The sequence below is a fragment of the Ruegeria sp. HKCCA6837 genome, assembly GCF_013034475.1.
Lineage (GTDB): Bacteria > Pseudomonadota > Alphaproteobacteria > Rhodobacterales > Rhodobacteraceae > Ruegeria.
Window position 1 is genome coordinate 105,592 of sequence record NZ_WQGD01000009.1, and the last position, 20,069, is coordinate 125,660.

General features: G+C 54.7%; 19 protein-coding genes. 4 read left to right on the top strand and 15 right to left on the bottom strand.

All coding sequences use genetic code 11. The annotated features are described in order from the left end of the window. Window positions 1–57: 57 nt before the first annotated feature. The 10 genes from GOV91_RS13855 to GOV91_RS13900 form a co-directional block, all read right to left on the bottom strand. Window positions 58–1,566, bottom strand: coding sequence for a mannitol dehydrogenase family protein (locus tag GOV91_RS13855; RefSeq protein WP_171235942.1), 1,509 nt, complete (start codon window positions 1,564–1,566; stop codon window positions 58–60). After that, entirely contained in the window at window positions 1,566–2,339 is a 774-nt protein-coding gene (locus GOV91_RS13860; protein ID WP_171235943.1) for an L-iditol 2-dehydrogenase, read from the bottom strand. The genes GOV91_RS13855 and GOV91_RS13860 overlap by 1 nt, the downstream gene beginning before the upstream one ends. Continuing rightward, entirely contained in the window at window positions 2,336–3,340 is a 1,005-nt protein-coding gene (locus tag GOV91_RS13865) for an ABC transporter ATP-binding protein (RefSeq protein ID WP_171235944.1), read from the bottom strand. Before GOV91_RS13865 ends, GOV91_RS13860 begins: the two co-directional genes overlap by 4 nt. Before the next feature lie 12 nt (window positions 3,341–3,352). Further along, window positions 3,353–4,183 (bottom strand): carbohydrate ABC transporter permease, encoded by an 831-nt coding sequence (locus GOV91_RS13870; protein ID WP_170614620.1) that lies wholly within the window; start codon window positions 4,181–4,183, stop codon window positions 3,353–3,355. Window positions 4,184–4,195: 12 nt separating this feature from the next. Beyond that, window positions 4,196–5,062, bottom strand: a complete 867-nt coding sequence (locus tag GOV91_RS13875; RefSeq protein WP_171181732.1) for a carbohydrate ABC transporter permease — start codon at window positions 5,060–5,062, stop codon at window positions 4,196–4,198. Window positions 5,063–5,174: 112 nt separating this feature from the next. Then, entirely contained in the window at window positions 5,175–6,479 is a 1,305-nt protein-coding gene (locus tag GOV91_RS13880) for a sugar ABC transporter substrate-binding protein (protein WP_171235945.1), read from the bottom strand. A 94-nt stretch (window positions 6,480–6,573) separates the two neighbouring features. After that, on the bottom strand, window positions 6,574–7,599 hold the full coding sequence (locus GOV91_RS13885; RefSeq protein ID WP_171235946.1) for a LacI family DNA-binding transcriptional regulator: 1,026 nt from the start codon (window positions 7,597–7,599) through the stop codon (window positions 6,574–6,576). Window positions 7,600–7,948: 349 nt separating this feature from the next. Then, on the bottom strand, window positions 7,949–8,695 hold the full coding sequence (locus GOV91_RS13890; protein WP_171235947.1) for a hypothetical protein: 747 nt from the start codon (window positions 8,693–8,695) through the stop codon (window positions 7,949–7,951). Between the two features lie 66 nt (window positions 8,696–8,761). Beyond that, window positions 8,762–10,390 carry a sulfatase-like hydrolase/transferase gene (locus GOV91_RS13895; RefSeq protein WP_254440679.1) on the bottom strand — a complete coding sequence of 543 codons (1,629 nt, stop codon included), beginning with the start codon at window positions 10,388–10,390 and terminating at the stop codon, window positions 8,762–8,764. A 36-nt stretch (window positions 10,391–10,426) separates the two neighbouring features. Continuing rightward, window positions 10,427–10,717 carry a hypothetical protein gene (locus GOV91_RS13900; RefSeq protein ID WP_171235949.1) on the bottom strand — a complete coding sequence of 97 codons (291 nt, stop codon included), beginning with the start codon at window positions 10,715–10,717 and terminating at the stop codon, window positions 10,427–10,429. 187 nt (window positions 10,718–10,904) lie between these two features. Between GOV91_RS13900 and GOV91_RS13905 the strand changes: the two genes are divergently transcribed. The 3 genes from GOV91_RS13905 to GOV91_RS13915 all read left to right on the top strand — a co-directional run bounded on the left by GOV91_RS13905 (window position 10,905) and on the right by GOV91_RS13915 (window position 14,387). Further along, entirely contained in the window at window positions 10,905–12,149 is a 1,245-nt protein-coding gene (locus tag GOV91_RS13905; RefSeq protein WP_171235950.1) for an adenylate cyclase, read from the top strand. Between the two features lie 957 nt (window positions 12,150–13,106). After that, entirely contained in the window at window positions 13,107–13,760 is a 654-nt protein-coding gene (locus tag GOV91_RS13910; protein WP_245223309.1) for a HupE/UreJ family protein, read from the top strand. 12 nt (window positions 13,761–13,772) lie between these two features. After that, complete coding sequence (locus tag GOV91_RS13915; protein ID WP_171235952.1) at window positions 13,773–14,387, top strand: transmembrane anchor protein; 615 nt, start codon at window positions 13,773–13,775, stop codon at window positions 14,385–14,387. 143 nt (window positions 14,388–14,530) lie between these two features. On the opposite strand, the gene GOV91_RS13920 is transcribed toward GOV91_RS13915, so the two are convergent. The 5 genes from GOV91_RS13920 to GOV91_RS13940 form a co-directional block, all read right to left on the bottom strand. After that, window positions 14,531–14,965 (bottom strand): c-type cytochrome, encoded by a 435-nt coding sequence (locus GOV91_RS13920; protein WP_171235953.1) that lies wholly within the window; start codon window positions 14,963–14,965, stop codon window positions 14,531–14,533. Between the two features lie 11 nt (window positions 14,966–14,976). After that, window positions 14,977–15,843: a copper resistance D family protein gene (locus GOV91_RS13925; RefSeq protein ID WP_171235954.1), complete on the bottom strand. Its 867-nt coding sequence runs from the start codon at window positions 15,841–15,843 to the stop codon at window positions 14,977–14,979. Window positions 15,844–15,845: 2 nt separating this feature from the next. After that, entirely contained in the window at window positions 15,846–16,187 is a 342-nt protein-coding gene (locus tag GOV91_RS13930) for a copper resistance CopC family protein (protein ID WP_171235955.1), read from the bottom strand. Between the two features lie 10 nt (window positions 16,188–16,197). After that, entirely contained in the window at window positions 16,198–16,629 is a 432-nt protein-coding gene (locus GOV91_RS13935) for a cytochrome c (RefSeq protein WP_171235956.1), read from the bottom strand. Window positions 16,630–17,975: 1,346 nt separating this feature from the next. After that, a complete protein-coding gene (locus tag GOV91_RS13940; protein WP_171235957.1) occupies window positions 17,976–18,536 on the bottom strand; it encodes a recombinase family protein in 561 nt (186 codons plus the stop codon). A gap of 531 nt (window positions 18,537–19,067) precedes the next feature. Here GOV91_RS13940 and GOV91_RS13945 point away from each other — a divergent pair. Further along, window positions 19,068–20,063, top strand: coding sequence for a nitronate monooxygenase family protein (locus GOV91_RS13945; protein WP_171235958.1), 996 nt, complete (start codon window positions 19,068–19,070; stop codon window positions 20,061–20,063). Window positions 20,064–20,069 lie beyond the last annotated feature (6 nt).

Here is a 20,069-nt window from a genome sequence, read left to right on the forward strand (position 1 = left end):
CTGCTGTAAAAGCAGCAAGTTGCCTACAGAGCTGACCGTTTTTTCAATTTGCGATCTTCACGGTATTGAGGTTTCAGCGACGTATTCTGATAGGACTGCTCGGCTACCGTTTTGCCATATCTCAGACACCGTGGACGTAAAGGCATCGGCAAAACGTATATTGCGCCCAATCTCACCATAGTACTGGGCTTGTTGCAGCCAACACTCTGGGTCAGATCGGGACGCTAATGCGGTTTTTTGCAGGTTCTGCCATTGCGGGTCATTGGGCACGATTTCAGAGCCGTCTTCCCGAACACCGGCACACATTCGGCACCAAAACGCTTCGGCCAGCGCCAGCCCGTTCACAGAAGAACCAGACGCCAATGCGTCGCGCAGCGACGGCAGCAGGAACCCTGGGTGTCGTGCCGATCCGTCAAACGCAACCCTACGCGTCGTATCGTGAATCGCGGTGTTCGCAAATCGCGTCTCGACCAGCTCAAGATACTCTTTCGCGGTGGTTCCGGGAACGGCGTCGACATGAGGAAGAATTTCTTCGGATTGAACCTTTCCGAAAAACGCCTGGATGTCCGGATCCTGCATACAGTCGGAAATCGTCGGGACGTTCAAGATTTCCCCGACATTTGCAAGCAGTTGGTGTCCTCCGTTCAAAATCCGCAGCTTCATCGTCTCATAGCTGTGAACATTGTGAGTCAGCGTCACCCCGACCTGTTCCAATGGCGGCCGACCTGCGCAAAAGTCATCCTCGATCACCCATTGGCGAAAGTTTTCGTGCGAGACCGGAGCGCGGTCATCAATGCCAAGTGCCCTGCATTGAGATACTACTTGTTCCGTCGTCGCCGGCACGATGCTGTCGACCATCGAGTTTGGGAACGCGCCGTTTTGGTCGATCCAGTCGGCCAGATCAGGATCGGACATCCGCGCCAAACCTACAACGCAGTTTCGCAGGATTGTCCCGTTGCCCTGAAGGTTATCGCAACTCAGCGCCGTGAAGGGGGTGATGCCTTTCATTCGTCGTTGTCTGAGGGCTGCAACCATGGCTCCGAAAACTGTGCGTGGTTGATTTGGGTTGGCCGCGTCATGACGAATGTCTTCGTGATGTGTATCGAAAGCGCCAGTATTGGCGTCCAGATAGTACCCGCCTTCGGTAACAGTTAAGGACACAATACGGATGGAAGGGTCTGCCATCTTGACGGTCAGCGCTGTGTTGCCCGGCTCAATCGGCAGGTAGTCGATCATCGGACCAATCACCTCGGCTGATACGCCGTTCGGATTCAGCTCGATCAGCGTTGTCAGGCAATTCTGCTCCAGCAGCTTACTTCGCATTTCGGCGTCGTAGCTTCGAACACCTGCGCCGATGATCGCCCAATCGCGGGCCTGACCTTGCTGCATAAGCTGGTGAATGTACCAGGCCTGATGCGCGCGGTGAAAATTTCCCAACCCGATATGCACTATGCCCGGCGTCAGATCCGAGGGGGCATATGCAGGTGTCCTGACTGTTACGGGCAGGTCTTCAAGCCTGTCACGCCGCAATCGTACCGGAGTTTTTGCGTTCGCCACGGGGTCCATCAGCTCATCCAGTTCCCACCATCGACGTTGTAGGTTTGGGCTACAATGTATTTCGCATCGTCCGACGCCAAAAACACCGCCATGCCGGTCAGGTCTTCGGCGCAACCCATTCGGCCATACGGCACAGATGCTGCCACTTCGCGTTTCTTTTGACCGGGGGCTTTGCCTTCGTATTTCGCAAAGAAAGCATCCACTCCGTCCCAGTGCTCGCCGTCAACCACGCCTGGAGCTATTGCGTTCACATTGATCCCATGAGTGATCAGGTTCAGCCCCGCAGATTGGGTCAGAGATATGATTGCGGCTTTGCTGGCGCAGTATACCGCGACCAAGGGCTCGCCTCTGCGCCCGGCCTGCGACGCCATGTTGATGATCCGGCCCTCGGTGCGGTGTTCGATCATATGGCGCGCGACCGATTGCATTGTGAACAATGCACCAGCGACGTTGATGTCGAAAACACGGGTGTAGTCGGCGCGCTCGATCTCAACGATTGGTGCGGCCGTGAAGATGGCCGCGTTGTTGATGAGGATGTCGATGGGGCCAAGGCAGGAGGCTGTTTTGGCGACGGCCGCGTCTATGCTCTGCTGTTCGGTCACGTCCATCTCGATTGCGATTGCATCCTCGCCAAATTCGGCGGCTGCGACCTGCGCGCGTTGAAAATCGATGTCAGCGATGGCAACACGGGCGCCCTCGGCCACATAGGCCTTGGCAAAGGCCAGCCCGATGCCCCTTGCGGCCCCGGTGATCAGGGCGGTTTTACCTGCAAGACGTGTCATTCGATACGCAGACCTTGCGCGTCAAACCGGTGGATTACATCCGTCCGTGGGGTCAGGTGAATGCGATCTCCGTGACGAAATCCAACCTCGCCATCTGCACGGACGGTGATTGTTTCTGCCAGACCGGTTTCGTGCACGTGGAAAAAGGTATCCGATCCGAGATGCTCCGAGACGCTCACAACGCCGGACCAGTCCCCTTCGGTTTCAGAAACCCCAATATGTTCTGGTCTGATCCCGATGGTTTGAGCGCCGTGTTTTGTGGCCTCGGGCCCTTCAATGAAGTTCATCTTCGGTGAGCCAATGAAACCTGCCACGAACAGGTTGCGGGGCGATCGGTACAGCTCTAGCGGGCTTCCAACTTGCTCGATGACACCGGCTTGTAGAACGACGATCTTGTCGGCCATTGTCATCGCCTCGACTTGGTCGTGGGTCACGTAGATCATGGTGGTCGCAAGTCGCTCGTGCAGCTCGCTGATCTCCAACCGCATGCCAACCCGTAGCGCGGCGTCGAGGTTTGAAAGCGGTTCATCGAACAGAAACGCGGCCGGCTCGCGGACAATCGCACGCCCGATGGCGACACGCTGCCGCTGACCGCCGGACAATTGCCCGGGGCGTCGATCCAAGTAGTCGGTCAGGTTCAAGACGCTGGCTGCGCCTTCGACACGCTTGTCGATCTCGGCTTGATCCAGTTTCGCCATACGCAGAGGAAAGGCGATGTTCTTGCGCACCGTCATGTGTGGGTACAAAGCGTAGGACTGGAACACCATTGCCAACCCTCGTTTTGCAGGTGGGACATCAGTGGCGTCCGCACCGTCGATGTCGATGGAGCCCGAGGTGATATCCTCCAGCCCTGCGATCAGACGCAATAGCGTGGACTTACCGCAACCCGAGGGACCGACAAAAACTGTGAACTCACCATCCTCAATGGTCAGGTCAAGCGGTGGAATGACCTGCACGTCGCCGAAGCTTTTGGTCACGGACTTGAGTTGAATACGTCCCATGTGTCGTGTTCCTTATTTCACAGCGCCGAATGTCAGGCCGCGTACAAGTTGTTTCTGGCTGAACCAGCCAAGGATCAGGATTGGTGCAATCGCCATGGTCGAGGCCGCGCTGAGCTTGGCAAAGAACAAGCCCTCGGGGCTGGAATAACTGGCGATGAAGGCGGTAAGGGGGGCGGCGTCGACGGCTGTCAGGTTGAGCGTCCAGAACGCTTCGTTCCAAGCAAGGATGAAGTTCAGTAGCACTGTCGAGGCGATGCCGGGAATGGCCATTGGCGTAAGGACATAGAGGATTTCCTCTTTCAGCGTCGCGCCATCCATTCGGGCCGCTTCCAGAATTTCACCGGGAATTTCACGGAAGTATGTGTAGAGCATCCAGACGATGATCGGCAGGTTGATCAGCATCAGGACCACGACCAGCCCTCCACGCGTGTCCAGCAGGCCCAGACGGATGAACAGCAGGTAAATCGGGTAGAGCACGCCAACCGCAGGCAGCATCTTGGTGGACAGCATCCAAAGCAGGATGTCCTTGGTACGCTTTGAAGGCACAAAGGCCATCGCCCATGCAGCGGGAACGGCAATGATCACTCCCAGAATGGTCGAGCCACCAGCAATGATGACCGAATTCCAAAGGAACCGCATATAGTCCGATCGTTCTTGCACGATGGCATAGTTCTCAAGTGTCCAGTCGAAGTTCAAAAACAGCGGTGGGCTGGCAATGGCCTGCGCCTCGGTCTTGAAGCTGGTCAGGATGGTCCAGAGGATCGGGAAGAAGATCAGCAGTCCGACGGCCCAGGCAAGGGCAGTGTTCAGCGATTTACGGCGGGTTGTGACGGCGCGGGCCATGGTCTTACCTCCTCACGCGTCCAGGTTCTTGCCGACGATGCGCATGAGGAAGATCGCAACGATATTGGCAAGGATGATGGCATAGACACCTCCGGCTGATCCAAGGCCGACATTCTGGCTTTCCAGCACGCGCTGGAAGATCAGGTAGGTGAGTGTACGGGTGCCGAATGCGCCGCCGGTGGTCACGAAGATCTCGGCGAAGATCGACAGAAGAAAGATGGTCTGGATCAGGATCACGATCGTTATCGCGCGGCTCAGATGCGGCAGGATGATGTGGTAGAAGCGCTTCAGCACCGGCGCGCCGTCCATTTCCGCTGCTTCAAGCTGCTCACTGTCCAGCGACTGGATCGCTGTCAGCAGGATGAGCGTTGCAAAAGGCAGCCATTGCCACGAAACGATCATGATGATCGAAGTCATTGACGCCTCGGACAGCCACGAGATCGGTTCGGCCCCGAAAAAGCGCCAGAGATGGGCCAGCAGGCCGTTGACCGGGTCCATGAACATGTTCTTCCAGACCAACGCGGATACTGTAGGCATGACAAAGAAAGGCGCGATCACAAGGATACGGACAACGCCCTGACCCCACATCGGCTGGTCGAGGAGCATCGCCAGAAGGATACCCAGCACGACCGTTATGACTAGAACGCCGCCAACGATCATCAATGTCGCCTGCACCGCTGGCCAGAAAGAGCTTGAGGAGACAAATCGGACATAGTTGTCGAAGCCAACCCAGCCCAAGTCACCACCACGCAGGGGCAGATATTTTTTAAAGGAAAAATACAGCGTCATCGTCAGCGGCACGAGCATCCAGCCAAGCAGCAGGACCACTGCGGGTGCCATCATAAGGCGAGCAACGGATCGGGAATGTTCGGTAGCCATGACGCAAGACCTCTCTGTTCAGGCGTAGCTTAGCCTGCGAGATAAACGCGGGTTAGGGAAGGGTCTGGTGTGGCGGGGGGCAGGGGGCTGCCCGCCCGCTTCAGCTGGGGCCTCAGTAGCCTGCGGCTTCCATTTCTTCGGCAGTAAAGGCCTGAGCTTTTTCAAGCGCTTCTTCCACCGTTTGCTGTCCGGCATAGACCGCCGAGAACTCCTGGCTCACCTGCGTGGCGATGCCTGCAAATTCTGGGATCGCGACGAACTGAATGCCTGTGTAAGGCGTTGGTTGTGCGCAGCAGTTTTGCGGGTCGGCCATCAGGATCGACTCCAAGGTCATGTTCGCAAAGGGAACTTCCTTGTAGTTCGGGTTCTCATAGAGCGAGGTCCGCGCACCGGGTGGTACATTGGCCCAGCCTTCGTTTTCGGCCACCAATTCGATGTAGTCTTTCGACGTTGCCCATTCGATGAACTGTTTCGCCGCATCCTCTTGCTGTGTGCCGGCCGGAATTGCCAACGCCCAGGCCCAGAGCCAATTGGCGCGCTTGTCTACGCCTTCCGAGTTAGGAGCCAGAGCGAAGCCGACCTTGTCTGCAACGGTCGAGTCATCCGGGTTGGTCACAAAAGACGCCGCAACAGTGGCATCAATCCACATCCCGCACTTGCCTTGCTGGAACAGGGACAAGTTTTCATTGAACCCGTTGGTGGCATAGCCTGCCGGACCCGATTCACTCATCATATCGACAAAGAATGTAAGCGCTTCTTTCCATTCGGGTTGATCGAACTGGGGTTTCCAGTCCTCGTCGAACCAACGCGCACCAAATGAGTTTCCGGTGACGGTAATGAAGGCACCACCTTCACCCCAACCGGCCTTGCCGCGCAGGCAAATGCCGTTGATGTCGCTGTCGCGGTCCGTCATTGCAGCCGCGGCTTCCCGGATAAACTGCCAGGTCGGTGCCTCGGGCATTTCCATGCCGGCCTTCTCCATAAGGTCGGTTCGGTACATGATCATCGAACTTTCGCCGTAGAAAGGTGCCGCGTAAAGCGTTCCATCGTGGCTCAGACCGCCAGCCATCGCAGGCAGGATGTCGTCAACGTCATACTCGTCTGACATGCCGTCCAACGGCACCAGCCAGCCATTTGCGCCCCAGATCGGCGTCTCATACATGCCGATGGTCATGATATCGAACTGACCGCCTTTGGTGGTGATGTCGGTGGTCACGCGCTGACGCAGTACGTTTTCTTCCAGCGTCACCCATTCCACATCAATGCCGGTCGCTTCGGTGAATTTGTCGGTATAGCCCTGCATCCGGATCATGTCGCCGTTGTTCACAGTGGCGATCGTGATGGATTGTGCATGAGCCGCTGCCGTTGCGACGAAAGTCAGTGCAGTCGCCGCACGAAGTGCGTTCTTCAGATACATCCCTGTCCTCCCTGAGCTTGGATGTCGTACAGAGAGCCTAGAGTGTAAGTTGTCGCGCCGTCAATAAAAACTTTACGCGCGTTAAAAAATTGAATTATGCAGAATCCCTCAAGACAAGTCGCGCGGGGAACAAGGTTTCAGTGCGCGTTGAGAATTTCCCACCACTTTCAATGAGTTCGAACAGAGTTTCGACGCTTCGGCCGGCTACATTATCGTAGTCATGCGCAGCTGTCGTCAAAGAGGGACAGGTAAACTTTGCGAATGGGTGGTCATCGTTTGAGGCGACACGAAGCGAACAATCTTCTTTCCGACCAACCCGAATCCCTTGTTCGAAACAGGCTGCCAGAAAGCCGATGGCCAACCGGTCGTTGCTGCACAAAACAGAATCTGTCTTCAGCCCGCGCTCTTGCAGGACTTTCAATGCGCCTCGGAGGCCGATCTCTTCAAAGGCCCAGCCTGTGCCATCGACTTTAATGATATGTGGCTCGAAGCCCAACCGCTCCATCACGTCGACATAGGCCTTACGTCGTTTATTCGCGTTTGGGTTTGCGGGCGTGCGCATTTCAAAAAAGGACGGTGGCTCACCCGTCCTTGTCATGTACTCCACGGTCTGCGACACAAAGCTAAAGTTATCCGAACCGACAAAGGCTGCCCCCAGGCCATCAAGGTTACTGTCGAACAGGATTGTCGGCACATTGGCACAGAACTTTTCGATAGTAGATCTGTCCGAGGTACGCCCTAAAGGTGCCAAGAGCACTCCTGCGGGTTTCAAGGATTGCAGCCCATCCAGGATCTCGTTCTCGAGCTTTTGTTCGCCATGTGAGCTGAACAGGGACGGGCGATAGCCGGCTGCAATGCAGGATTGTTCCAGATAGCGCGCGATTTCGGCAAAGAACGGATCGGCCAGATAGGGCACGACGATGCCAATATTCTTTGTAAGCTTCCGGTTTTGGTTCACTGCATAGATGTTCGGGCGGTAGTCAAACCGTTCCAGCGCCTCCTCTATGCGCGCCCGTGTTGTTGGGCGAACGCTATCGGGATCATGGAAATACTTTGAAACTGTAGGCCGCGATATCCCGCTTAGGGCCGCGAATTCTTCCATGTTCTTAATTTTGGTCATGCCAGTCTGCCTGCGGAACTCAGCCGCCTTAATCTTATCATGTTTTTACATATTCTTTGCGCGCGCCAAGAAAATCAATAGCCAGACAATTTCCGCATCTTTGTTTGGGCGGGGCGCGGGCTTCACAGACTCACTTTAGAAAACTCTTGATGCTAAAACAGGGCCACGCTGGGCTAGGTCACGGGCAAATGTTCCGGCGCTCTGGGTATAGTCATGGTCGACGCTAAAGTAACAATACTCGAATGTGAGCGCAGGTAAGACCCCGCATGCGTTAGAAAACCGTGGCAATTCCTACGGCGAAAGTTGACCGGGAATGGAGTATTGAGGCAAACCATTTCAGTCGCGAAGGCTAGTAGTTGAATCTCAGCCCAATTCCGGCACCTTGGTCATAGGGGCGGTCTGCACCGATGCCGATCAGAATATCAGCATAGAGAGCAACTCTGGGGCTGAAGTTCTTACCGATCTGAAATTCTGCAGTGGCGGGCCAGGCGTCATTCTCCCAATCGTATGGCGCTTTGATATCCGCTTTGATCCAATACCCATCACCAAACGGCTGAAGCGCAATCAGGCGCATCGCTGTTTGGCTGATATCGGTCGGACCGTTATAGGAAGCGAAGTGTTGGACCAAAGGGATCAAAGTCAATCCGGTGTTCGCATTTGCGAAGGCGAACCCGCCAAATGGTGCAATCTGATCCGATCCGGTTCCGATGCCTTCGTTCGGCTCGCCAAAATCAAGTATCCACTCCAAACCAAGCGCGGATTTGACGCTCCAGGTGTCATTCAGGGGCTGCTGTGAGGGGAAATAGATCAGCTTGAAATTGGTCTTTTCAAATCCACTGAACCGCGTGCCGGTCGCGTTCGTCGAGTTGTAGTGAAGCTCATATTTCAGTTTCAGATTGGGGCGCAACATGTATGCACCGTCGATGAAAGCATCCTGACGGTCGACATCCCCTTCGAGATCGAAATACTGATAGCGAATGTCGGTGTTGTTCACTGCAGCCAGTGGATTTGAAGCATTTTCTTCGGCTTCGGCGGCAGCACCCACCATAAGCTGCGCTGAGGTCAGGAAAGCAGAGCAAAGGGAAATTCGTGACATAGTTCACCTGACGGAATGGGTGCGGGTAATTAGACGGCGGCGGTTTGGTACCGCCGTCTGAATTCGTCATTGCCAGCTAGAGAAAACGTCTCGGGTCAGTTCGCTTTCAGGGCGAAGGTTTTCGATGCCTTCATAAGGCACACCTTTTCCGAGTGGCAGATGGGGGTGCTTTGCGATGGTTTTCTGGTGGCGCTTGACCATGTCCTGGAAGGACGCCCCGGACCAAAGCGAGTACCCGACAAGCGGATGTTCTTCACGTGGGTCGCGATAGACATTGAAAACGGGTGCCGCAGCGCCGGGCTGTCCAGGGGCTGGAAGATGCATCTTGAACTCTTGCTTGACCACCGAGCGTAAGACGGGCCCTTCGTAAACATAAACAAAGTCGCGGCGCGAATTGCCTTCGCCCTCAAGCAACAGCGCCGTCTGGTCAATACCGTCAATCACGCGGTCGCGCGGAATGTGGTCCGTTGCGCCTGCGATACGGGCAAAGGTTGTAAACAGATCCGAGACATGCACGATGTCACCTGCTGCGCTGCCCGGCTCAATCGCGGCGGGCCACCGGATGAACGTATCTGTGCGCACGCCGCCTTCAAGATGCTGTGTCTTGCCGCCGCGATAAATCAGTTGGTTCAGGCCGGACGCTCCTTCGTAGTGATACATCAAGCCATTGTCAGCCATGATCACGACAATGGTGTTGTCTGCTTTGCCGGTTTCATCAAGTTTGGTCAGCACATCCCCGATCCAGCCGTCCAGAACTTGCAACTTGTCGGCATGGAAGCCTCCATTGCGGGATACGGCTTGATCGGGATAGGCAAAGTTCAGTGGATAGAGCGGCCAATACTGCATGAAAAACGGGTTGTCCTGTGCTGCGAGCCGCTCAAGCTGCTCCAGTGCTTGCCGCTGATAGCGCAGGTTCATTTCCTCGTATTTAGCCTGAGTCCACTCTTCGCCCGGCGCCATGTCGACTTCGCGCGCCAGACCGCCAGCTTCCGCTTCAACGCCGGTTACTAGGCCGTAGGGTTTGAACCGCTCGTCCAGCTGGAATTGGTTCGACTGACCCGACGGATGGAAGCCAAGCATGTTGTTGGCAACCATGGCGTCCCGTGTCATCAGGCTGAGCTGAACCTGTTGATGCAAGGGGAAGGCCGCCCAATCAAAACCCTGATTGTGCGGGTAGGCCTGTTCTATATCGCCCTGATGCCACTTCCCGACATGCGCTGTGTTATAGCCTTCTTCCTTCAGGATTTCGGCAATCGTGATCTCCTCGGCTGAAAGACCTTCGCCAACCAACGCTACTTTGACCTCCTCCACACCGGCACGTACCGGATGGCGACCGGTCAGCATGGCCGTTCGTGTCGGTGTGCAGGAGGGCTCGGTATACATTCTCATCAAAGACATGCCTTGCGTGGCAAAGTCGTTGATGTTGGGCGTGTCGAAGCCGGTGACGTAGTTCATCGTCCGGTTGCCCATCTGACCAAAGCTGACATCGTCTATCAGAATGTAGAGGATATTGGGTGGCTTGCCGCCATTGGCGTCTCGGATCTCGGCAAGCTTTGCTTCAATTTCTGTATCCTGAGCATCCCATTGCTCTCCAAACTGTGCGCGAAGATATTCAAATTCTCCGTCACGAATGATAGGCGCATCCTGAGCAAAGCTCGTGCCTGCCGTCAGCACCATGGCCGCGGTGTGTATCAATACTGACCTCATTGGTATCCCTTCCCCGTGTTTGAATTACATCTTCCCCGCGCGCCGCAGCGATTGGGCAATTTCATCTCGAAGCCCATTCAGGGTTTCACGGATATCGCAGGCGAACCGGTCGGATTCACTTCCCGGCTCAGCGTTTATCGAGAGGTATTCTTCACTCAGAAGCTGGTAGTCCCTGCAAATCTCGTCGAATACAGGATCCCTACGGCGTAAGTCCGCGATTGCGGCCTTGTTCTTGGGAAACAATGTATCAATGGCGTTGCTTTTCATTTGGGCGGCACGTTCGATGGGTAAGACGTTTTCTCGATCGAACAACAAATTCACTTCTCTCAATAGGTTTATCGGGGCATAATACGGTATAACGAAAGGTGTAACTTTCTGAAAAAATGAAGTTATCCGAGGATCATCAGCAGTGGTGAATGAGGGGAAAAACCCTAGTGCCGAGGATGTTCAGGCCGCGCTTCAGCGGCTTGTGAGGTCTTCGACCTTCGAGGGATCACAGAGATTGCAGGACTTCCTTGTGTATGTGGTCGAGGAATCTCTGAACGGTCGGGCCGACGACATTCGGGCCAAAACGATTGCGATGGATGTCTATGGCGGATCAATGTCCGAGATGCCGCGCCGCGAAAACGTGGTGCGGGTGGATGCTGGTCGCTTGCGCCGCAAGCTTGCCGAATACTACGCCACAGATGGGCGCGACGAGAAAACGGTGTTCGACCTGCCAAAGGGCGGATACGCCCCGCTGATCTCGAAAAGGTTGGGTGAGGCGGCTCTGCCTGAGACCCCAAAGTTTGAAACCAAGGCGACTGCATGGGTAAAGCTAGGTGCAGGGATCGCTGGGGTTTTCTTACTGGGCTGTTGTGTGATTGCTTTTTGGTTGGTTTCGACATGGCAGGACAGCGCAACCGATTTGCCAGTCGACGGCCTGAGCCGAGATGAGCGCAGCGCCATTTTTGATGCCTCTCCAATGCGCCTTCAGGCTGTAAATCTGGCCAATACTGGTCGGGACCTGATCTTTCCGGCCCTGGAACCCGCGCGACTTGACGCGGCCTTGACCATATTCAAAGGGGCGATCGAGAACGACGAAAGCTATTTTGGCGGCCATGCGGGCGCCGCGCAGGTTGCGGCGACGATTGCTGTGCTGACACCGGATCCCGATCTGGCCAGTAGCATGTTGAGCTACGCAGACACGCGAGCCAATAGGGCCGTCGAGTTGGCCCCGGAAACGGGTTGGAGCCAATCCGCAAAGGCTTGGGTCGAATTCGCCAAAAATAACTGGCCAGAGGCCATGGAGGCTGCCCAAAGAGCACAGCGTTTGGCGCCCAATGACGTTCATGTATTGGAGTTTGTGTCACTGATAATGCTGTACTCGGGTTCGTTTGAAGAAGTCATTGTGATCAGTGAGGAAGCGCGGTCGAAATTCGACCTCGAGCGTGGATATGTGTTTCAAAACGCAATGGGGTCGGCCAAGTTTCATTTGAAGGACTACGAAGGCGCTGTATCAGCCTTTGAACAAGCAACCGAAAATGGCGGCCCTGTCGGACCTGTGTCTGTTGCTTACCTGATGGCGTCTTATCAGATGTTAGGCAACGAAAGCAAAGCGCAGGCCCTGTCAGAAAAACTGTCACGTGAGTGGCCCGACAGTCGCGTGGACGCGCTGTTTCAAAAGCTGTTCGCGGACCCAAAATATGGGAAAGACCTTGGTGAGGCTATGAGACAGGCCAATTGGCGACCAGGCAACTCGCGCTAAAGTTGCGCACTTCAGCAGTGGCAATGAAACCTGATGGCTTCGGCGAGGGGTGTGTGGTCACGTGAAAGTCTTGATGGAGCCTAGGGAAATGCCGCCGAACGCCTAATGCACTGATAGTAAACACTATTGTGGTGTGTTGGTTTACAGTGTGCCACACCGAAGTGTGTACAAATGTTTGTTTGTCAGTGCATCTATGGGTCTGGTTTTTTGTTTGCTCTATCAGTTGTTCAACACCCTGTTCCCTTCCACAGTAGTATGCAGCATGTGGTCGTCTATTGCTCCCAACAGTGATTTATAGTGTTCTGTTGATCGAGGAGAAGTTGATGCTATCGAAACTATAGTCGCGCAGTATCGCAGTCACCCCTGCTGCACTTTGCGCAGGGTAGTTAGACGCAATTGACCATGAGGCGAGCACTATTGTAGACAAAACATAACTTCGACGGCGGCGAGAAAGTCGTGACTGACAGGCGGGCACATGCAATGAAACGGGCATACCAACACTTTTTGAGGGCTGGCCTAGCTGTCCTCTGTCTCGCGTTGGTCGTTTGGTCCGTAACGCCATCATTCTCGCACGCACCGGCGATTTTTGAGACAATCCAAGATCATCTGGAAATGGTCGAAGATCATGGCCACTCACATGGGTTTGAAGAAGACCTCTTTTGGGCGATGCACGGTCATAGCCACGATGTGGCCGATCATGACCACAACCAGGCGTTTCTCTCCAGTGGTCCCAGCACTGCTCCTGAATTGCACATAGGCGAGGCGTGGCGGCGGCTAGCTTCGGCCAACGACCCCACCCGTAAGTTCAGAATAGACCGACCTCCGCGCGCTTGATCGGCACTGCGCAGTTCATGCGCATCACCGATCAATCTAAATACTAAGCGGAGTTACTCCATGAGAACCTTCATTGAAGGCGTCAGACGCAATTCTAAGCGTCTCGCGTTCTTCGTCCTATCCATGTTGCTGCTATCGACCAGCGCAGCTTTGGCGCATGATGTTACGCCCGGCGATGCTGGCTACATCCAAGAAATCTGGGGCGTGCACATCATCCCCTTCATGTACCTCGGCGCCAAACATATGGTGACGGGCTACGACCATATCCTGTTCCTCCTTGGCGTCGTCTTCTTCCTCTATCGGTCGAAAGACGTTGCAGTCTACGTGAGCCTCTTTGCAGTGGGGCATTCCATCACGATGCTTGCAGGCGTCTGGTTTGGCTGGGGCATCAGTTCATACATTGTGGATGCCATCATTGGGTTGTCCGTTGTCTACAAGGCACTCGACAACCTAGGGGCCTATCAACGTTGGTTCGGCTTTCAGCCCAACACCAAGGCGGCGACTTTCATCTTCGGCCTGTTTCACGGCACCGGCTTGGCCACGAAGATACTCGACTACCAGATCGCACCAGACGGGCTTCTGCCCAACCTCCTGGCGTTCAACGTTGGCGTCGAGATCGGGCAACTTCTGGCATTGGCTGCCATCCTCATCGTCATGGGGTACTGGCGAAAGAGCGCCAAGTTTTTCGAACAAGCCTACACCGTCAATGTCGTCATGATGACCATCGGCTTTGTGCTGATGGGATACCAACTCACCGGCTATTTTGTGGCCGCATAAGGAACCCCACAAATGTTTAACGCAAAGAAACCGAGCCTCGAAGAGTTACCAAGCTCAGCCCAACTCCTTCGGTCCACCATCATCGCGGCTGTCAGCGCCGTGGCAATACTGGTCGCTGTTGTGCTGCCTGCGGAATACGGGATCGACCCAACGGGTGCAGGGCGCGTGCTTGGCCTGACCGAGATGGGTGAAATCAAACAGGACCTGGCGGATGAAGCCGAACAAGACCAACAGCTTCATGGGGCCGATCAGTCGTCAAGCTTATGGGATAACGTATTCGGTCTGTTCGTTGGCACAGCACTTGCTCAGGAGGCGTGGCAGGATACAATCACGTTCACGCTCGAACCTGGCGAGTTCACCGAGATTAAGGCAACTATGGAAGAGGGCGCGACCCTCTTTTACGCGTGGGCGGCTGAAGGTGGTCGTATCAACTTCGACCTCCACGCGCATGCGGGCGACCAAAACGTGACCTACGAGAAGGGGCGCGGTCAAAACGAAGGCGAGGGCAGTTTTGAAACCCCCTTCGCCGGTGATCACGGCTGGTTCTGGCGAAACAGGGACGATGAGGCGGTAACCGTCACACTCAACCTAAATGGTGCTTACTCGGACATCGTTCGGAGCGAGTAATGTCGCAAGCCGCGCATCAAAACAGTGGTGCGCGGCATCAAAACTCCAGTTCGAGTTCTCAAGTAATTGGTGTATGCCGATTAGTTCACTACCCGAGACGCCTTCTGCGGCCAGTACCCAAACCCACTCTGGAATAATGTCTTCTATTGGTGCGGCAGGTTGCGACTAGCCTGCATCTGTTGAACATCGTCAGGCCAAGTGGAACGTATGTAGGCCAGCACGTCCCATATGTCTTCGTCAGTCAGGGTGCTTTCAAAGCCGGGCATGCCACTGTTAAAGTCTTTAACACCGCGTGCTGCCAACGCGTCTGCCCCACCTAGTTTGGTATACTCGAACAGCAGCTGATTATCATGGTGCCATGTGTGCCCTGTCACGTCATGTGGTGGAGCAGGCAACACTCCGTCATCGTCGGGTGTCTGCCAGTTGGGTTGGCCTTCCAGATTAACTCCATGGCATGAGGCGCAGTGCTCTGCATAGAGTCCCTGCCCATTCGCAAGGTCTCTATCTAACAACTCATGGTCTGCAGCGACGCTGGTACCAATGCAGCATATAGCAAGTGCGGAAAGGTGTTTTTTCATCTCTGCCTACCTTAACTCGGAAGCGTTAGTACGCTCGTGAGTGTGGCTGTTGTCGCCAAAACCACTAATACGACTATTGCCTCCACCTCGATAGATCGGGCGAGGTGCCGCGCTGCCTTAGCCTCTCCACTTTGCATGGCGGGAACAAATCGCAGCTTGTTGGCAGCGGCGAGGGTCAACAACAGCCCCACCAGCAACACTTTGAACAACAGTGCCTGCCCGTAGCCAGTGAACAAGAGCCCTTGGAGATTGCCCACAAGTAACCGAGCCATCCAAAGGCCAACACCGATCAAGGCCGGTACAACCAATGCGGCAGTTTGCCCAAACCTGTGACCTAGTTCAGCAGCATCTGTGAGGTGTTCAGGCATGAGAGCCATACTCCGCAGCGGGCTAAAGATGCCCACCCAGAAGGCTACACAAAGCAGGTGCAACAGGAGCAAGAGTTGGACGCCAACACTCTCGAGCTCGGGTAAGTGCCCGATCTGTGCCAAGGACCACAAAGCCACTGTGCCACCCAACAGTGCGATCCATTGACCAAAGCGAGGAACAGACAGCCCTACAAGGATCATCACTGCGCCGATAAGGCGGTAGACAAGGACGTCGCCCACGGATGTCTGCCAAAGCAGACCAAGCATCTCTGGATCGACCATGCCGTCAACTCCGCCTGTTAAGGCGGCTCCACGAAGCATGAAACCAACAACCGTTGCGGCGAGAGCGAGCCACGCTAAGGCCCTAGCTTGGCGCTTTATCCCGAGGTTTATCGGTGCGACAAAGCCGGAATAGAGGCAACTAACAATCACAAGCCCGGTGGACCCCGTAAAGCCGATGTAGAGCCCCAGCTTTGCGAGGATCGTGGCAATACCCCAAATGTCTGGCATGCTCATTCCACGGTAAAGGAAAACTCGCCCTGCATCGCATGGCCGTCTTCACCTAAACCACGCCATTCGATGACATAGGTGCCCGTTCCATTGCTCGGCAGTGGGATCGTGAACTCCTGACCAAAATTTGTCTGGTCGCCCAAATCCAAGCTTACTGCCGAGTGTTCTTCATGAGCCATCTCTATTCGTGTCAGCCGGATGTCCTTAGAGAAGTTGAGGCCAATTTCAGCAGGCACAGCGGTTATTGTAGCTCCGTCGGCAGGGGTTGTTTCTTCGACCTTGGAATGCGCGAGTGCGCCGCTGGGAAGAGCAGCCATGAGTGCGAGCGTTATGATCTTTTTCATGGTCCTGTCCTCAATTTATCCCGTTGGCACGTTGAATTTCACGAATGTACGCGATCACCATGGCAACGTCACCTCGCGTCAGACCTTCTACGGGCGGCATGTCGCCGAACTGCCAATGATGGCTTCTTACTCCTTGTGAAACCGCCCTCTGAAAGGCTTCATCCGCGTGGTGTCTGGGTTCGTATATTTTGTGGATCAGAGGCGGTCCTGCGCCTTCTACACCGACCGCATTGACACCGTGGCAAGAGGCGCAGGAGACCTCAAAGACACGCTGGCCGATTTCGGCGTTACCCTCGATGGGCGGCATCTGTATTGCAACCATAGCATCGCCTTCAAGTGGTACCTGTGGTGCGGCCTCTTCGATTGAGCCGGGTCGAAGAGTTATGAAAGCGGCGACGGCAGTGACGGTGCATACGCCGACCAGTAAGTATCTTTTTTTCATGGATTGGTCCTGACATTCTGGAAGCTGTTAACGCTGCGACACATCGCGAACAGCCGCACGTGCTAGTCGCTTATGTTCGCAAGGATTTACGCTGCTTCAAAGGTCAGGGGGCCGGTAAGGGCTATCTGGTTCATTCAGCTTGGCTTGGGCTCCAACGTGGAACTCTGGGTCAAGATCACGTTGACCCTGCGCGGCTTCACTGTACTGGGAGAGCAATACAACTGCTTGGCAGATAAAGGAATTGCACTCTCCGGTTCCTGAACTCTCCGTGTCATGGTGGCTGCTTGAGGTCGAGATATCGCTGACGTCGCTCGCCGCGACAGCGTGTTCAGCCGATTGCATGTGGTCTTCACAGTGAAGGCCAACGCAGCCATTCGATAGCGCATGTGCAACATTGCCAAAACCAGTCAGAGTAACCAAAAGGCCGATTAGTAGCACAAGTGAGTATCGACGGATGAGCATGGTTCAGGACGCTACTGCAGGTGAATGAGTATGGCAACGCCAGCACCTCGGGATTTTAGGGTCACGACCGAATTTTGGTTTGGGATGTTTTTGAAGCTGTCCCTTCTTCGAAGCCAGCAATAGGAGAAGGACCGTCATACCGACCCTTTAATTGCGTTGACGTGGGCAATATTGCAGTTGAGCTTTGACCTGCGTCAAAGCATTTTTTGCCGAGTTATTGGTAGTGTGGTTCGCATATGTATGAGAGCCATCGCATAAAAATCTCTCGAAGAACGGTGACGTTTTTGGCCGTACTAATAGCTGTGGCCGCATGCACGGGCAGGCATCACCATGGTGATTGGCATCGCCGGGGCGCTGAAGGTTGCTATGGACCTCACCATGACGTTGTTAGCGAGGTTCATTGTGGGGCATTTGAATAGCCTGTCTATTATCTAATAATTAGACTTAAGGATAAATGTCTCATTGTTGTTTAAGTAATTGTTATACAAAATAAATAAATTATACATCCGCTATTCAGTATCAGTATCAGTATCAGTATCAGTATCAGTATCAGTACTGTTCGACTATAATGTGTCTAAATCTACTATTCATCGGATCATTTATATCAGTGTACACACAATCAATATACTTACCGTGCACTTAAACTAATCCGGTTCATTAACTAGACTATCAATCCAGCAGGGCAGACAGATGACGGATTGTTTCACGCAATGTTTCACAAGGCCAACTGTTTTGGTTCGTAAGAAGGAGGGCTAAGTAGTTATCGGGCCGAACCCGGTTAAATTGCCGAATTGCAAAGAAGATAGATGATCCGGCACGAGCGTACATCTGTTCAGGTTCAGATTGGCACCTGTCCAGTCCACCAACAACTGGGGCAGCAGCGGTCAGCGCTGGTCTGCATTGAGTATCCGGTACACCGATGCGCGGCTTATACCGAGGTCTTGAGCGATCTTGGTGGCGCCGATGCCTTCACCTGCTAGAGCAAGCACCTCGTCCGACTTTGCCAATGCAGTTGGTTTGCGCCCTTTGTACTTTCCGGCAGCTTTGGCCTTGGCAATTCCTTCACGCTGACGTTCAAGCATAATCTCACGCTCAAACTCGGCCACGCTTCCCAAAAGGTTCAACATCAACTTGCCTTGGGCAGTGGAAGTGTCGAGACTTAACCCCAAGATCGTTAGGTGCGCCCCAACGGCGTCAAGCTGGCTGCGAATTTCCATCAAGTGGGCCATAGAGCGCGCCAGTCGGTCCAGTTTGGTGACTACTAGGTGATCACCCTCTCGGATGAAGTTGAGCGCCTCTGTGAGCTTCTCACGGGCTCTCACATCTACTGAAGATACCTGTTCGGTGAATACCTTCTCGCACCCGGCCTTTTCCAGTTCCCGTAGTTGAGTATCAAGCCCAGCCGTTTGATCCAAAGTGGAAGTCCTAGCATAGCCAACAAGCATGATCTGTTCCGTCTCTCAAAGTCTTAAGTTTTGAGATACATATTGTCTCAAAAGCTGAGATCAATATCTGTGAGACACAATTTGCATATGCGTCAGTTGTGTCGCTGGGGCAGGGCCTTGTGAAACAGCAATACCAAACAAAAGGGCCGAGACGTGTGCTGACTACCCCATGGGGGGAACTCAGCCTGTCTAGAACCATAGATACGGGCTCGAAAAAATTCGCCAAAAAATTTGAGTGAATTTGGCCTACGCAGCGGACATTGACGCTGTATGCAGCGAATGACCGCCCTGAGCCCATAGTTCAGGATGCTGCAGCTACGATGAATGTCTGCTTTGCAATCCTGTGGTTTCGCCCGGGGTGCCTAAGGGAACAGCACCGGCACTGCAAATCCAAGCTCTAAAGCGACGTTACGACATTTTCCCGAACCCGGCTGGAATCAGCTTGCGTGGTCCACATATGAAAATTTAACTTCTTTAAAGAAAGCTAATTTTTAGTTATCAAGATACGCCTGGCAAAACGGAGAACCATCCATGAAAACCCGTATCACCGAAATGCTCGGCATTGAGCACCCCGTCCTCCAGGGTGGCATGCACTATGTCGGTTTTGCCGAACTAGCCGCTGCGGTTTCGAATGCTGGCGGTCTTGGCACCATCACCGCGCTGACACAGAAATCGCCTGCTGACTTGGCCAATGAGATCGCGAAATGCCGCGACATGACCGACAAGCCCTTCGCGGTCAACCTGACATTTCTACCCACGGTCAATGCCCCCGATTACCCGGGCTATGTCAAAGCCATCATCGACGGTGGGGTGAAAGTCGTGGAAACAGCAGGCCGCAACCCGTCCGAGGTCATGCCCTATCTCAAGGATGCAGGCATCAAGGTGATCCACAAATGCACCTCGGTGCGTCACTCCCTGAAAGCCCAGGAGATCGGCTGTGACGCGGTGTCAGTGGACGGCTTCGAATGCGGCGGCCACCCGGGCGAGGATGACATTCCCAACATGATCCTGCTGCCCCGCGCCGCGGACGAACTGGAAATTCCCTTCGTTTCGTCGGGCGGCATGGCCGATGGGCGCAGTCTTGTTGCCTCGCTGTCAATGGGCGCCGAAGGCATGAACATGGGCACGCGTTTCATCGCCACCCAGGAAGCCCCGGTGCACCAGCGGGTCAAGGACGCGATCGTCGCGGCGAGCGAATTGGACACACGTCTTGTCATGCGCCCGCTACGCAACACCGAGCGCGTTCTGAGCAATGCGGCGGTCGAACGCCTTTTGGAAAAGGAAAAGGACCTCGGCGATAAGATCCGGTTCGAGGACATCATCGAAGAGGTCGCGGGCGTTTATCCCAAGGTCATGCTCGACGGTGACATGGACGCCGGCGCCTGGTCCTGCGGCATGGTCGCCGGCCTGATCGACGACATCCCCACGTGCAAAGAGTTGATCGACCGGATCATGGGTGAAGCAAACGCGATTATCGGGCAACGGCTCGCTGGCATAGCGGGCGGCATTGCCGCCGCAGCGGAATGAACGAAG

What these genes read in the sequence shown, in the direction of transcription:
- GOV91_RS13855 (WP_171235942.1), bottom strand. Translation starts at nt 1,566, where the DNA reads ATGGACCCCGTGGCGAACGCAAAAACTCCGGTACGATTGCGGCGTGAC.
- GOV91_RS13860 (WP_171235943.1), bottom strand. Translation starts at nt 2,339, where the DNA reads ATGACACGTCTTGCAGGTAAAACCGCCCTGATCACCGGGGCCGCAAGG.
- GOV91_RS13865 (WP_171235944.1), bottom strand. Translation starts at nt 3,340, where the DNA reads ATGGGACGTATTCAACTCAAGTCCGTGACCAAAAGCTTCGGCGACGTG.
- GOV91_RS13870 (WP_170614620.1), bottom strand. Translation starts at nt 4,183, where the DNA reads ATGGCCCGCGCCGTCACAACCCGCCGTAAATCGCTGAACACTGCCCTT.
- GOV91_RS13875 (WP_171181732.1), bottom strand. Translation starts at nt 5,062, where the DNA reads ATGGCTACCGAACATTCCCGATCCGTTGCTCGCCTTATGATGGCACCC.
- GOV91_RS13880 (WP_171235945.1), bottom strand. Translation starts at nt 6,479, where the DNA reads ATGTATCTGAAGAACGCACTTCGTGCGGCGACTGCACTGACTTTCGTC.
- GOV91_RS13885 (WP_171235946.1), bottom strand. Translation starts at nt 7,599, where the DNA reads ATGACCAAAATTAAGAACATGGAAGAATTCGCGGCCCTAAGCGGGATA.
- GOV91_RS13890 (WP_171235947.1), bottom strand. Translation starts at nt 8,695, where the DNA reads ATGTCACGAATTTCCCTTTGCTCTGCTTTCCTGACCTCAGCGCAGCTT.
- GOV91_RS13910 (WP_245223309.1), top strand. Translation starts at nt 13,107, where the DNA reads ATGTTGCTGCTATCGACCAGCGCAGCTTTGGCGCATGATGTTACGCCC.
- GOV91_RS13915 (WP_171235952.1), top strand. Translation starts at nt 13,773, where the DNA reads ATGTTTAACGCAAAGAAACCGAGCCTCGAAGAGTTACCAAGCTCAGCC.
- GOV91_RS13920 (WP_171235953.1), bottom strand. Translation starts at nt 14,965, where the DNA reads ATGAAAAAACACCTTTCCGCACTTGCTATATGCTGCATTGGTACCAGC.
- GOV91_RS13925 (WP_171235954.1), bottom strand. Translation starts at nt 15,843, where the DNA reads ATGCCAGACATTTGGGGTATTGCCACGATCCTCGCAAAGCTGGGGCTC.
- GOV91_RS13930 (WP_171235955.1), bottom strand. Translation starts at nt 16,187, where the DNA reads ATGAAAAAGATCATAACGCTCGCACTCATGGCTGCTCTTCCCAGCGGC.
- GOV91_RS13935 (WP_171235956.1), bottom strand. Translation starts at nt 16,629, where the DNA reads ATGAAAAAAAGATACTTACTGGTCGGCGTATGCACCGTCACTGCCGTC.
- GOV91_RS13940 (WP_171235957.1), bottom strand. Translation starts at nt 18,536, where the DNA reads ATGCTTGTTGGCTATGCTAGGACTTCCACTTTGGATCAAACGGCTGGG.
- GOV91_RS13945 (WP_171235958.1), top strand. Translation starts at nt 19,068, where the DNA reads ATGAAAACCCGTATCACCGAAATGCTCGGCATTGAGCACCCCGTCCTC.